Here is a 14,231-nt window from a genome sequence, read left to right as displayed (position 1 = left end):
CCCCGCTTCGCAGCGGCGTCCGCCCCACCCCACCCCTCGCCCGACGGGGTGGGTGAAAGGGGGTACGCGCCGCACCCGCGTACCCCCTGTCGGTCCGCTTGGGCTCGGACCGCGCCGCCCGCGCCGCCGCCACCCCCTGGCGGCGGCGCGGGCCGTGGGCGTCACCCGATGGTGCAGGTGGCGCCGTTGAGCGTGAAGGCCGCCGGCCGCGGGTTGCTGCCGGTGTGGGTGGCGTTGAAGCCGAACGACGTGGACGCCCCGGCGCCCAGGGTGCCGTTCCAGCCCTCGTTGCTGATCGCCACGTCGGCCCCGGTCTGGGTGTACTTCGAGGACCAGGACTGGGTGACCTGCTGGCCCGCGGTGAAGGAGAACCGCAGCGTCCAGCCGTTGATGGTGGTGGTGCCGGTGTTCTTCACCGTCACGTTGCCGGTGAACCCGTTGTTCCAGTCGTTCGTCGAGTACGTGACCTGGCACGACCCGCCCGGGTTGTTCGGCAGCGTGGTCAGCGACACCGCGCTCGACGCCGTCGAGGCGTTGCCGGCCGCGTCGACCGCGACGACGTAGAACTGGTACGCCGTGGCGGCGGTCAGCCCGGTCACGCTGTAGGTCGTCCCGGTGACCGTGGCCAGCAGCGCGTCGGTCGCCCCGGCCTCCCGGTAGACCCGGTAGCCGGTCACGCCCACGTTGTCGGTGGACGCGGCCCAGGTCAGGGTCGCCCCGGTCTGCGTGACGGCCGAGGCCACCGGCGTGCCGGGCGTGCTCGGCGGGGTGGTGTCGACCGGGTCGGCGGCCAGCGTGGTGAAGCTCGCCGGGGTCGAGGCGGCCGAACGGTTGCCCGCCCCGTCCTTCGCCACCACGTAGAAGGTGTACGTGGTGCTCGGCGTGAGCCCGGTCAGCGACAGCGCCGCCGCGCTCGGCGAGCCGACGAGCACGTCGGTGGCGCCCGCCTCGCGGTAGACGTCGTAACCCGCCAGGCCGCTGCCGCCGGTGTCGGTCGAGCCCGCCCAGGCCAGCGTCAGGCCGGTGCTGGTGACGCCGGACGCGCTCGGGGTGCCGGGCGCGGTGGGCGCGGTGGTGTCCGGGGTGGTGCTCGGCTCGTTGCCCCAGATCTTCACGCCGCCGTGGTAGAGCGGCACGTTGCGGTTGACGCCCGCGGTGGCCAGGTACGACGGGTCGTTGGCCGCGCTCCAGGTGCCGCCCTCGCCGACGCCGACCTTGAACTGCACCTCCATCCGGTGCTGCGACTGCCCGGCGGGCGCGATGGTGTAGCCGGTGCAGTCGACCTCGACGTACCAGAGGTTGCCCTGCGCCTGCTTCGCGGTGCTCGGCGACGGGCAGCCCTGGGTGTAGCCGGAGGTCACCACGACCGGGCTGGCGTCGTCACGGTTGAAGTAGTAGCGGAACTTCGCCGTGGTCAGCGCGCGGGCCGGGAACGCGGACTTGTTGTAGACGATCGCCTTGACCCGGGTCTCCCGCAGGTCGGCGGTGAGCGTGGTCTCCACGGTCATCTCATCCATGTCCGGCGCCTGCACGCCCGGGAACCCGGCCAGCGGGGTGCCCCCGTACTCCTTGGTCAGCCGGACCAGCGCGGAGGTGAGGCCCGCGTTGTAGTCGGTGGCGACCTCGTTCATCACGTAGTCGTTGCGCTCGTCCTTGTACGCGTCGTCCGGCGAGGACGGCCCGCCGACCAGCGCGCCGTACAGCACGTGCCGGGTCTCGACGGGCACGGTCATGCTGTCCCACCACGAACCGTGCGCGGTGCGGTGGTGCGGGTTCTTCGGCGAGTTCGCCCCGAAGCCGATCATGTACGACGAGCTGCGCGGGTTGTCGCCGAGCGCATAGTTGATCTGCCGCACCGCGAAGTCGTGGTAGCGGGCCTTGCGCACCGTGTCGGTGGTCTTGTCGCTGTACACCAGCGCGGCGAACGACGTGTTCGCGGCGTAGCGCAGCGCGCCCCAGCTGTCGAGCACGGCCATGCCGCCGGGCGAGGTGCGGATCTTCTCGCCGTTGACGCCGACGGTCCAGTAGTCCAGCCACCGGTTGGCGTCGTCGATGTACTTCTGCTTGCCGGTCAGGTTGGCCAGCAGCACGTACGCGCCGAACTGCTTGTTGTCCCAGGCGATGGTCCACTTGTACGAGCGCGTGGTGCTCTGCGGCTCGGTGCCCAGGCTGTCGTACGCGGCCTCGGCCTTGGCCAGGTAGCTCGCGTCGCCGGTGGCCCGGTAGAGCCAGATCGCGCCCCACACCAGCTCGTCGGTGTAGCCGCTCCACGACTTGTAGAAGTTCGTCGCGTCGGTGATGCACGAGTGGTAGGTCTGCCGGACCGTGTCGGCGAACGTGTAGAGCTGCTTGGCGTGCGCGAGCAGCGTGTCCGCGTAGGTCGGGTCGGTCGGGCGGAACACCATGGACGAGGCGGCCATCGCGGCCGCGGTCTCCCCGGCCAGGTCCGCGCCGCCGCAGGTGGCATCGATCTTGTACGCGGGCCGCGCCATCGGCATCACCTCGGCCGGGCCCCACCACTTGTGGTCGTCGTCGCCCTTGCCGATCTGGCCGTAGAGCACGTTCGCCGACGGGTGCGCCTTGATGAAGTAGTCGTTGGGCACCCGCAGGTTGTTCAGCAGGGCCTGGAGCTGCCCGGACGCGACGTAGCCGTCGCGGTACTCCACCGCGCCCCAGGCCAGCATGGTCGTGGTGAACGCCATCGGGAAGCCGAACTTGACGTGGTCGCCCGCGTCGAACCAGCCGCCGGTGAGGTTCAGGCCCACGTCGGAGCCGTCGTTCATGGCCGAATCGCCGCGCCAGGAGACCCGGCTCCAGGACGGCTTCGGGCCGGCGATCTGCGCCTCGTAGAAGTACAGCGACTTCTGCAGCGCCTCGGCGTAGTTGAAGGTCGGTGCGGCCGCGGCCGGTCCGGGGCTGACCGCGACGGCGAACGCCGCCGCGGTCAGCGCGGCCGCCGCGGTCGCCGCCAGGCGGCGGGCCCAGCGGGGACGTGCGTCGGGCATGGAGTGACTCCTCGTACGTGGAGCCGGACCCATGGCGCGGCGACGGCGGTGCACGGAGCCGGACGTGGGCGCGTCCGTCCCCGCCCGGCGCGGCGCTCCGGGCCCGGTGGGATCGGGCAGTCCTCGCGGGAGGCTCGGGAGCGCTCCCACGGTTGCTGGACAATGTAGCCCGATGTTGCGGCCATGTGAAGCGGCGATGACCAGCGACAACACGCTGACCTATGGAAACGCTCCCATATTCACGGGCACCGAACCGTGGTGATCGAACAGCACGGTGAAAGTTTCGGCGGCGCTCAGCGGCGCGGCGGGAACAGCCGGAACTCGTTGCCCTCCGGATCGGCCAGCAGCGTCCACCCCGCGCCCGCCGGCTGCGCGGGCACGTGCCGCGCGCCCATGTCCATCAGGCGCTCGATGTCGCTGACCAGGTCGTCGCTGTCCAGCTCCAGCGGCAGCCGGTTACGGCCCACCTTCGCGTCGGGCGCCCGCACGAACATCATCCCGGGATACTCACCCTGGTCCGGCGCGATCGACACCGCGTCAGGCCGCTCCTCCAGAATCTGGAAGTGCAGCACCTCCGCCCACCACCGAGCCAGCCGCGCCGGGTCTCCGGCGTCCACCGCGGTGCCTTGCCAGCGCAGCCCCATCGCCGCCTCCTCCGGTGTGGACAGAGTGCCGAAAGCGTACGCCCCCCGATTCCCTCCTGCCACCACCCGCAAACCCCACCCGAAGAAAGGAAGGGCACCTTCTTAACGCTATGCGTATAAGAAGGTGCCCTTCTTAACCTCTCGCAGGTCACAGCGCCGCGCGACCGGCCTCCAGCCGCGCCACGGGCACCCGGAACGGCGAGCACGACACGTAGTCCAGCCCGGCCTCGTCGAAGAAGCGCACCGACTCCGGGTCGCCGCCGTGCTCGCCGCACACCCCGATCTTCAGGTCGGGCCGCGCCTGCCGCCCCTCCTGCACGGCGATGCGCACCAGCCGCCCGATGCCGTCGCGGTCCAGCGTCTCGAACGGCGACACCCCGAACACGCCCAGCTCCAGGTAGCGGCTGAAGAACGAGCCCTCCACGTCGTCGCGGGAGAAGCCCCAGCCCATCTGGGTCAGGTCGTTGGTGCCGAAGGAGAAGAAGTCGGCCGCCTCGGCGATCTGCCCGGCGGTCAGCGCGGCGCGCGGCACCTCGATCATCGTGCCGATCGGGGTGCCCGCCGTGCCCTCCTCGGCGAGGATGCGCTCGGCGTCGGCGCGTACCGCCTCCAGCTCCTGCACCGCGCCGACCAGCGGCACCATGATCTCCGGACGCGGGTCGCCGCCCTCGCCGCGGACCTTCGCCGCCGCCTGCGCGATGGCCCGCACCTGCATCCCGAACAGGCCGGGGATGACCAGGCCGAGGCGTACGCCGCGCAGCCCCAGCATCGGGTTCTGCTCGTGCATCCGGCGCACCGCCGCGAGCAGCGCCTCCTGATGCGGGTCGGGCGTCTCGGCAGTGGCCACCGCGACGGCCAGCTCCTCCAGCGGCGGGAGGAACTCGTGCAGCGGCGGGTCGATCAGCCGGATGGTCACCGGCAGCCCGTCCATGGCCCGGAAGATCTCGGCGAAGTCGTCGCGCTGCAGCGGCAGCAGCGCGTCGAGCGCGTGCTGCTGCTCGTCCGGCCCGTCGGCGAGGATCAGCCGCTCCACCATCGCGCGGCGCTCGCCGAGGAACATGTGCTCCGTGCGGCACAGCCCGATGCCCTGCGCGCCGAAGCGCCGGGCGCGGGCGGCGTCCTCCCCGGTGTCGGCATTGGTGCGTACGCCCAGCCGGCGCCGCTCGTCGGCCCGGGTGAGCAGCCGGTGCACCGCCGCGACCAGCGGGTCGGCGTCGGGGGCCAGGTCGCCGTCGAAGTAGCGCACCACCGGGCTGGGCTGCACCGGCACCTCGCCGAGGAAGATCGCGCCCGAGGTGCCGTCGATCGAGATCAGGTCGCCCTCGCGCACGGTGGTCCCGTTGACGGTGACCTGCTTGCCGGCGGTGTCCACCTCCAGCGCGTCGGCGCCGCAGACGCAGGTCTTGCCCATGCCCCGGGCGACCACGGCGGCGTGCGAGGTCTTGCCGCCCCGGCTGGTCAGGATGCCCTGCGCGGCGATCATGCCGGGCAGGTCGTCGGGGTTGGTCTCCCGGCGGACCAGGATGACCTTCTCCCCCTTCGCCGCCTCCTCCACCGCGCGGGCGCTGTCGAACACGGCCCGCCCCACGGCCGCGCCGGGCGAGGCGGCGATGCCCTTGGCCAGCGGCTCGCCCACGTCCTTGTCGTCGAAAGTGGGGAACATCAGCTGGGCCAGCCGGGCGCCGCTCTGCCGGCGCAGCGCCTCGTCCAGGTCGATCATGCCCTCGTCGACGAGCTGCGAGGCGATGATGAACGCCGCCGCCGCGGTGCGCTTGCCCACCCGCGTCTGCAGCATCCACAGCCGCCCGGCCTCGATGGTGAACTCGATGTCGCACAGGTCGCGGTAGTGGCCCTCCAGCGTGGCCATGATGGCCATCAGCTCGGCGAACGACTTCGGGTCGAGCTGCTCCAGCTCCTGCAGCGGCACCGTGTTGCGGATGCCGGCCACCACGTCCTCGCCCTGGGCGTTGGCCAGGTAGTCGCCGTACACGCCGCGCGCGCCGGTGGCCGGGTCGCGGGTGAAGGCCACGCCGGTGCCCGAGTCGGGGCCGAGGTTGCCGAAGACCATCGCCACGATGTTCACCGCGGTGCCCAGGTCGGCCGGGATGCGCTCCTGGCGGCGGTAGAGCACGGCGCGCTCGGCGTTCCAGGAGTCGAAGACGGCGTTGGTCGCCAGGTCCATCTGCTCGCGCGGGTCCTGCGGGAAGTCGCGCCCGGTGTGCTCGGCGAAGATGGCCTTGAACTCGCCGACCAGGCCGCGCAGCTCCTCGGTGGTGAGGTCCACGTCGGCGCGCTCGCCCTTGACCCGGTCCATGGCGTGCTCGAACGCCTCGCCCGGCACGTCGCAGACGGTCTTGCCGAACATCTGGATCAGGCGGCGGTACGAGTCCCAGGCGAAGCGCTCGTTGCCGCTGCGCGCGGCCAGCCCGTGCACGCTGGCGTCGGTCAGCCCGACGTTGAGCACCGTCTCCATCATGCCGGGCATGGAGAACTTCGCGCCGGAGCGTACCGACACCAGCAGCGGGTCGGCCGGCTCCCCCAGGCGGCGGCCCATGGTGGCCTCCAGCGCGGCGAGATGCGCGTCGACCTGCGCGGCGAGCTCGTCCGGCGGGCGGCCGGCGGCCAGGTACTCCCGGCACGCCTCGGTGGTGATGGTGAAGCCGGGCGGGACCGGCAGCCCGAGACGCACCATCTCGGCGAGGTTCGCGCCCTTTCCGCCGAGCAGGTCCTTGAGGTCCTTGTTCCCCTCGGCGAAGTCGTACACGTACTTCGTCATCGTGACCCCCACTCCTCGACAACCAGTCTTGCGCGGACCTTAACGGCCGGTCAGGGAATTTAGGAGGAGCTGGTGACGTATGGCACAGGTATCGACACTTGTGCCGTTCGTACGGTTTTCCGGGAGCGTTTCCACGCGCAACACCGCGCATCCGTGGGGCGAACCGGGCAACCCGCCGTTCACTCGCACGGGGCATCGAAACCGGACATCGATTGGTAACGTTCCAGCATGCATCCGTTCGGTCCTGAGGCGACGTCCGATCCGCACCCGATCAACGCCCGGCTGCGCGAGGACAGCCCGGCTCACGAGATCCCGCTGGGCCCGAACCTCAACGCCTGGCTCATCACGCGCTACGACGACGCCCGCCGCGCGCTCAACGACCCCCGGCTGAGCAAGAACATCAAGGACGCCCCGGTCCGGACCAGCGGCGGCTGGCCGGACGACCTGCGCAAGGCGATGGACTCGCACATGCTCAGCGCCGACCCGCCCAACCACACCCGGCTGCGCAAGCTGGTCTCCTCCGTGTTCACCGCGCGGCGCATCGCCGACCTGCGCCCCGACGTGCAGCGCATCTCCGACGAGCTGCTCGACGGCTTCGCCGGGCGCGACGAGGTCGACCTGATCGGCGAGTACGCGTTCCCGCTGCCGCTGCAGGTCATCTGCGAGCTGCTCGGCGTGCCCATCGACGACCGGGACAGCTTCCGGACCTGGTCGAACACCATCATCGCGAGCGCGCTCGCACAGGGCGACGCGCTGGCGGCGGCCACCTCGATGAACGACTACGTGCGCGAGCTGATCGCGCGCAAGCGCGCCGAGCCCGACCACGCGCTGCTGTCCGGCCTGATCTCGGCGGCTGACGAGGGCGACCGGCTCTCCGAGGACGAGCTGACCTCGCTGGTGTTCCTGCTGCTGCTCGCCGGCCACGAGACCACCGTCAACCTCATCGGCAACGGCGTCTACCTGCTGCTGAGTCACCCCGACCGGATGGCGCAGCTGCGCGCGTATCCCGAGCAGCTCTCCCCCGCGATCGAGGAGTTCCTGCGCTTCGAGAGCCCGGTGAAGACGTCCACCATCCGGATGGCGACCGAGCCGGTGGAGTTCGACGGGGTGACCGTCCCGGCCGGCGCGGTCGTCATGATCAGCCTGCTGTCGGCCAACCACGACCCGGCCGCGTTCGCGGACCCGGAGCGCTTCGACCCGGCCCGCACGGACAACCAGCACCTGGCCTTCGGCCACGGCATCCACTACTGCCTGGGCGCGCCGCTGGCCCGGCTGGAGGGGCAGATCGCGTTCACCGGCCTGCTGGAGCGCTTCCCGAAGCTGCGCGCGGCGCAGCCGCTGGACGAGCTGGCATGGCGTCCCGGAGCGCTGCTACGCGGCCTGGATCGGCTGCCCGTCATGCTGCACTGAAAAAACCCTCAAGATCAAAGCTCCGTTTAGTGCTGTTTTGGCAGCCTGAAGGGAGCTTTGATTGCATAAAACGGGCGCAGAATGCGGTCAGCCCGTAGGGGTAAATGCCAGCAATACGGACATGATGTGAGCCATATCACAGGATCGCAAGAGGTGACGAAACACCCGGCAAGCCCCTAGAAGGGGAGGAAAGTTCACCCTTCAGGGCAGATGATTCCTGACTGCGCTGGTGAGTAGCCTCACTGAGCAGGCAATATGGGCGCTCCCGTATCAACGGCGATGACGGAAGGCCCCCAACCCCCGTGACTTACTTCAGACGTGGCAAGCACAGCGTCCCCGGCACCCTCGACAAGAGCCGTGACCGCCTCGCCCAGACCGGCGGAATGGTTCGCGGTGGCCTGGCCCGGCACTCCCGCCTGGCTCTGGCCGTGACGGCCCTGGCCGGGGTCAGCGCATTCGGGCTCATCAGCGCGGCGAACGCCGACGGCGGCGAGACCCCCACCGAGACCCAGGCGATCACGAACGTGTCCGCCTGGGAGACCCAGCGGCAGGCGATCGCCGACGCCGCGACCCGCGCCCAGCGTGTGGTGCCGACGGTCACCCCGTCGGCGTCGCCCAGCGCCTCCCCCAGCAGCTCCCCCTCGGCGTCGCCCAAGCCGAAGGCGACGGTGAAGAAGGCAGCCGCGCCCAAGCCGAAGCCCGCCGCGCCCAAGCCGCCCGCCTGGGTGGTGCCCATGAAGGGCGCGCAGGTCACCTCCTGCTTCGGCCAGCGCTGGGGCGTGCTGCACGCCGGCATCGACTTCGCCATGCCGAACGGCACCCCCATCCGGGCCGTCGGCAAGGGCACCGTCGTCAGCACCGGCTGGGCGTACAGCGGTTACGGCATCTCCGTCGTGGTCGACCACCACAACGGCTACCTGACCCACTACGCCCACATGTCCCGTGACGCCGTCGCCGTCGGCGACGAGGTCAAGGCCGGCGACGTCATCGGCTACGAGGGCTCCACCGGCGACTCGACCGGCCCGCACCTGCACTTCGAGGTGCACAAGGGCAGCATGTGGAACCAGATCAACCCCGACGGCTGGCTGGCTGACCGAGGCATCCAGACCTCCTGCTGACAGTCGTCCCCCATACCCCGACCCATCCCCCCGACGAGAGGCCCGGATCAGCGTTGATCCGGGCCTCTCGCCATGCCCGGACCCGATGCGGTACGCGAGGATGGGCTTGACCCTGACACGATGTCAGGCCCCAGGGTGGTTCTCGACATGTTCACCATCGGAGACTTCGCCAAGCTCGGCGGCGTGTCGGTCCGCATGCTGCGCCACTACGACGCCATCGGGCTGCTCCCGCCGGCGTCCGTCGACCCCGCCAGCGGCTACCGGCTCTACCGTGCGGAGCAGCTGTGGCGGCTCAACAAGCTCGTCGCGCTGAAGGACCTCGGCTTCACGCTCCAGCAGGTCCAGGCCATCCTCGACGACCGGCTCGACGTCGCCGAACTGCGCGGCATGCTGCGCCTGCGGCGCGAGGAGCTGGCCGCCCAGGTCGCCGCCGACACCGCGCGCCTGGCCATGGTCGAGGCGAGACTCCGGATGATCGAGGAGGAGGGCCGCATGCCCACCCAGGACGTCACCGTCAAGCAGATCGCCCCGCTGCGCGTCGCCGAGCTGACCGCCGTCGCCGAGGGCTACATCCCCGCCCACATCGGCCCCGTCATCTCCCCGCTCTACCCCGAGCTGATGCGCCGCCTCGACAAGGCCGGCATCACGCCCCTCGGCGCCCCCGCCATCGCCTACTACGAACCCGACGGCGACAACGTCCTCGTCCACGCCGCGATGCAGGTGGCCGACGCCCCCGACCCCGCCCACGACTTCACCGTCGTCGACCTCCCCGAAGTCCACGCCGCCACCCTGATCCACCACGGCCCCATGGACGACGTCCTCGCCAGCATCCAGACCCTGGCCCGCTGGATCGAACAACACGGCTACCGCCCCCTCGGCTACCACCGCGAGGTCTACCTCGACTACCACCCCGACTCCCCCGAAACCGGCATAACCGAACTCCAAGTCCCCATCACCCCCGCGTAACGGGACCCCGCCCCGCCGGCGCGGCGCGCCCCAGCGCGGCGGCGATCTTGCGCGAGCTGTGGGTGCGACACGGCTATATCGGGCATATCCCTAACACTTCGCGCAAGATCGTCGTGATCATCGGGTTTTTGCGATACGGGAATATGCGGGCATAGGTGAGATATAGGGTGGTGTATCGCCTATCCGTGCCGACGCGCCCGGCGAGCCGGCTGTAAGGGGGTTCGCATGATTTGGCGGCGTCTCGCCGTTGGCGTCGCCGTTCTCCTGGTCGCGTTCGGTGCGGCCGCGTGTGAGAGCGGCGGTTCGCAGTCCGGGTCGGCGAGCGGCGGGAAGATCGCGCTGCTGCTCCCGGAGTCGCAGACCACGCGGTACGAGCAGCACGACCGGCCGCTCTTCGAGGCCAAGGTCAAGGAGCTGTGCGCCGACTGCGAGGTCATCTACAGCAACGCCCAGCAGGACCAGAGCCGCCAGCAGCAGCAGGCCGAGGCGGCGCTCAACAACGGCGCGCAGGTGCTGGTGCTCGACCCGGTCGACGGCGCCGCGGCGGCCACCATCGTGTCGCTGGCGAAGTCGAAGAACGTGCCGGTGATCTCGTACGACCGGCTCATCCAGAACGCGCCGGTGGACTACTACATCTCCTTCGACAACGAGCGCGTCGGGCAACTGCAGGGCGAGTCGCTGGTCAACCGGCTCAAGGAGCTGGGCAAGACGGCCGGCAACATCGTCATGATCAACGGTTCGCCGACGGACAACAACGCCAAGCAGTTCAACAAGGGCGCCCACTCGGTGCTGGACACCTCCGGCTTCAAGACCGTGCCGACGCCCGACTTCTTCACGCCGGAGTGGAAGCCGGAGAACGCGCAGCGCTTCATGGAGGGGCAGATCTCGCAGCTCGGCAAGGACGGGTTCGTCGGGGTGTACGCCGCCAACGACGGCACCGCCGGCGGGGCGATCTCGGCCATGCGCGCCGCGGGCATGAACCCGGTGCCGCCCACCACGGGCCAGGACGCCGAACTCGCCGCGATCCAGCGCATCGTCAACGGCGACCAGTACATGACCGTCTACAAGGCGTTCCAGCCGGAGGCCGACAAGGCCGCGGAGCTGGCGGTCGCGCTGGTCAAGGGCGAGAAGCCGACGACGGACCGGACCGTGAACAACGGCGCGGTGGACGTGCCCTCGTTCCTGCTGGAGCCGCAGGCGGTGAACAAGCAGAACATCAAGGACACCGTGGTCGCGGACAAGCTGTACACGGTCGAGCAGATCTGCACCCAGACGTACGCGGCCGCCTGCCAGGCGGCGGGCCTGACCTGAGCCGGGGGTGGCGGTGAGCGGGGCGAGGGAGCCGATCCTGTCGCTGCGCGGGATCAGCAAGCGGTTCGGGGCGGTGCAGGCGCTGACCGAGGTGGACCTGGACGTGGCCGCCGGTGAGGTGGTCGCGCTGGTCGGGGACAACGGGGCCGGCAAGTCGACGCTGGTCAAGGTGATCTGCGGGGTGGGGCCGCCGGACAGCGGCACCATCACGTTCGCGGGGCGCGAGGTGCGGGTGGACAGCCCGCACGCGGCTCAGGAGCTGGGCATCGCCACCGTGTTCCAGGACCTGGCGTTGTGCGACAACCTGGACGTGGTCAACAACCTGTTCCTGGGGCGCGAGCTCAAGCGGGGCGCGGCGCTGGACGAGGTGGAGATGGAGCGGCGCAGCGGCAACCTGCTGCGCGAGCTGGCCGCGCGGATCCCGAGCGTACGGCTGCCCGTCGCGTCCCTGTCCGGCGGCCAGCGGCAGACCGTGGCGATCTCCCGGTCGCTGCTCGGCGACCCGAAGGTGGTGCTGCTCGACGAGCCCACCGCCGCGCTCGGCGTGGCGCAGACGGCGCAGGTGCTCAACCTCATCGAGCGGCTGCGCGACCGCGGCCTGGGCGTGGTCCTGATCAGCCACAACATGGTGGACGTGCAGGCTGTCGCGGACCGGGTCGTGGTGCTGCGGCTGGGCCGCAACAACGGCGAGTTCCGCATCGGCGAGGTCAGCAACGAGCAGATCATCGCGGCGATCACCGGCGCGACGCAGAACGTGGTGAGCGAGCGGGTGGCCCGGCTGCGGGAGCAGACCTCCGGCGACGACCCGCTGACGGCCGGCGGCCCGGAGGGCGGCGCCCGATGACCGATCCCGTGACCGACCCGGCGGTGCCCCCGCCCACCCCGGCGACCGAGCTGAGCACCCCGAAGGAGGCGGTCGGCGGCTGGCTGCAGACGCTGCGCACCGGCGACATCGGCTCGCTGCCCATCATCATCGGCCTGGTCCTGATCGTGGTCGTGTTCCAGAGCCTGAACCCGACCTTCCTCAACGCGTTCAACCTGGTCAACCTGTGCCTCCAGATCGCCGCGCTGGGCATCATGGCCACCGGCATCACGCTGGTGCTGATGCTCGGCGAGATCGACCTGTCCATCGGCTCGGTCAGCGGCCTGGCCGCCGCGGTGCTGCTGGTCACCCACGTCAACCACGCCTCCGCCCCGCTGCTCGCGGTGCTGATCGCGGTGCTCGTGGGCACGCTCATCGGCGCGCTGCAGGGCACCATCTTCGCCCGGATCGGGGTGCCCTCGTTCATCGTGACCTTGGCCGGCCTGCTCATCTGGCAGGGCGTACAGCTGCGGGTGCTCGGCGAGCAGGGCACCATCAACCTGCCCCCGGCGGGCACGCTGGTGCGCTGGGCGCAGTTCTCGTTCGTGCCGCGCTGGCTGGCGCTGCTGCTGGCTACCCTGGTCCCGGTGCTCTACCTGGTGTTCAACCTGATGACGCGGCGCCGCCGGAGCGCGGCCGGGCTGCCCGTGATGCCGCTGTGGCTGCCGGTCGCGGTGGCCGTGGCGCTGTTCGTGCTGCTGGAGGTCATCGTCCTGAAGCTGTACCTGGACCGGGGCGTGCCGTGGACGTTCGTGTTCATGGTGCTGATCGTGGTGTTCTTCGACTGGCTGCTGCGGCGCACCGGGTACGGCCGCAAGATCTTCGCGGTGGGCGGCAACATCGAGGCGGCCCGGCGCGCGGGCATCAACGTGGACGCGATCCGGATCTCGGTGTTCGCGCTGTGCAGCACGCTGGCGGCGGTCAGCGGCGTGGTCGCGGCGATGCGGCTGGGCTTCGCCAACCAGCAGTCCGGCAGCGGCGAGACGCTGATCAACGCGATCGCCGCCGCGGTCATCGGCGGCACCAGCCTGTTCGGCGGCCGGACCCGCCGCTACGCACCGCTGCTCGGCGCGCTGGTGATCGGCGCCATCGCCAACGGCCTGGAGCTGCTCAGCCTGTCCAGCGACGTACGCCTCATCGTCACCGGCACGGTGCTGCTGGCCGCCGTCGTCATCGACGCCCTGGTGCAGCGCTCGCGCACCTCGCACGGCCGCTGATCCGCCCGCGGCGGCGGGTCAGCGCGGCGCTGAGGTGTGGTGGGCGATGCCGTTGAGGATCACCACCAGCCCGGTCACCACGATCGCCGTGACCAAGATGACCGCGTAGAACTCGGGCGGGAACATGCCCGCGCCGGGCACGTGGCAGGCCGCGTACGACAGCAGCCCGCCGCCCACGGCCGTGCCCGCGGTGAGCCGGACGGCGCGCGGGTGCCAGGCACGGCGTACCGCGAGCGGGATCGCTCCGGCGACCAGCAGCAGCGCCGTCACCAGTGCCGCGACCACCCAGGACGGGTCGGCCGGGGGCGGCTCGGAGGCCAGCCGCGGGGGCTCGGCGAAGTACCAGCCCTCGCCGCCCTTGGGCAGGCCCAGCCGGTGCCAGCGGCCGTCGGCCGAGCGGTGCAGCAGCCCGTCGCGGCCGTTGGCGACGAACACCACGTGCCGCCCGCCGGCCACCTCGTGCACCACCACCGAGGTCGACGACAGGTGCGTGGCCGGGGCGCCCAGCGGCATGTAGTCCGCGGCGAGCTGCGTGTAGTCCGCGCCGGTGATCTGCCAGGCCGTGGTCCAGCCCGCGGCGTCGCCGCCCGTCTCCACCCGGAGCAGGCCCGTCACGACGCGGTAGCAGAGCTGCCCCGCGCAGGACGACACCGACGCCGTCATCGGGCGCGCCCGTTCGGCCCGGCCGAGGTTGTGGCCTTCGTCGGAGACCTGCCAGATCTCCTCCGCCTCCCCGCCCGTCACGCGGATCTGCACGCGGCCCGGACCGGCGTCGCCGACCTCGGTCACCTCCCACGGCACCGGCTCGCCGGGCCGGCCGCATCCCGTGAGGCCCGCCGCCAGCAGCAGTGCGATCGCCACCCGTGTCCATCGCATGGGCGTCACTGTGGGGCCACCGCGCCACCCCGGCAACGGCAGCCGA

General features: G+C 71.0%; 10 protein-coding genes. 6 read left to right on the top strand and 4 right to left on the bottom strand.

Annotation, left to right across the window (positions count from 1 at the left end):
• Positions 1–161: 161 nt before the first annotated feature.
• The 3 genes from Cba03nite_RS00320 to ppdK form a co-directional block, all read right to left on the bottom strand.
• On the bottom strand, positions 162–3,005 hold the full coding sequence (locus Cba03nite_RS00320) for a glycoside hydrolase family 9 protein (protein ID WP_203740299.1): 2,844 nt from the start codon (positions 3,003–3,005) through the stop codon (positions 162–164).
• 293 nt (positions 3,006–3,298) lie between these two features.
• Entirely contained in the window at positions 3,299–3,649 is a 351-nt protein-coding gene (locus Cba03nite_RS00315; protein WP_203740297.1) for a VOC family protein, read from the bottom strand.
• A 148-nt stretch (positions 3,650–3,797) separates the two neighbouring features.
• On the bottom strand, positions 3,798–6,425 hold the full coding sequence (gene ppdK / locus Cba03nite_RS00310) for a pyruvate, phosphate dikinase (protein WP_203740295.1): 2,628 nt from the start codon (positions 6,423–6,425) through the stop codon (positions 3,798–3,800).
• 228 nt (positions 6,426–6,653) lie between these two features.
• On the opposite strand from ppdK, the gene Cba03nite_RS00305 reads away from it, so the two are divergent.
• The 6 genes from Cba03nite_RS00305 (at position 6,654) to Cba03nite_RS00280 (ending at position 13,309) form a co-directional block, all read left to right on the top strand.
• Entirely contained in the window at positions 6,654–7,835 is a 1,182-nt protein-coding gene (locus Cba03nite_RS00305; RefSeq protein ID WP_203740293.1) for a cytochrome P450 family protein, read from the top strand.
• A gap of 302 nt (positions 7,836–8,137) precedes the next feature.
• Entirely contained in the window at positions 8,138–8,953 is an 816-nt protein-coding gene (locus Cba03nite_RS00300; protein ID WP_239125351.1) for a M23 family metallopeptidase, read from the top strand.
• 147 nt (positions 8,954–9,100) lie between these two features.
• A complete protein-coding gene (locus Cba03nite_RS00295; protein ID WP_203740291.1) occupies positions 9,101–9,919 on the top strand; it encodes a MerR family transcriptional regulator in 819 nt (272 codons plus the stop codon).
• Positions 9,920–10,144: 225 nt separating this feature from the next.
• Complete coding sequence (locus tag Cba03nite_RS00290; protein WP_203740289.1) at positions 10,145–11,230, top strand: sugar ABC transporter substrate-binding protein; 1,086 nt, start codon at positions 10,145–10,147, stop codon at positions 11,228–11,230.
• A 13-nt stretch (positions 11,231–11,243) separates the two neighbouring features.
• Complete coding sequence (locus Cba03nite_RS00285; RefSeq protein WP_275411518.1) at positions 11,244–12,074, top strand: ATP-binding cassette domain-containing protein; 831 nt, start codon at positions 11,244–11,246, stop codon at positions 12,072–12,074.
• Positions 12,071–13,309, top strand: coding sequence for a sugar ABC transporter permease (locus Cba03nite_RS00280; RefSeq protein ID WP_203740287.1), 1,239 nt, complete (start codon positions 12,071–12,073; stop codon positions 13,307–13,309). The genes Cba03nite_RS00285 and Cba03nite_RS00280 overlap by 4 nt, the downstream gene beginning before the upstream one ends.
• Before the next feature lie 18 nt (positions 13,310–13,327).
• Here the strand turns inward: Cba03nite_RS00280 and Cba03nite_RS00275 are convergent, their stop codons facing one another.
• The gene (locus tag Cba03nite_RS00275; RefSeq protein WP_203740285.1) at positions 13,328–14,185 is read right to left on the bottom strand and encodes a hypothetical protein; all 858 of its coding nucleotides are present in this window, start codon (positions 14,183–14,185) and stop codon (positions 13,328–13,330) included.
• Positions 14,186–14,231 lie beyond the last annotated feature (46 nt).

The sequence above is a fragment of the Catellatospora bangladeshensis genome, from assembly GCF_016862575.1.
In the GTDB taxonomy this organism is placed as follows: domain Bacteria; phylum Actinomycetota; class Actinomycetes; order Mycobacteriales; family Micromonosporaceae; genus Catellatospora; species Catellatospora bangladeshensis.
The sequence above is the reverse complement of the archived record's forward strand: the minus strand, read 5'-3'. Positions and strand labels throughout refer to the sequence as shown.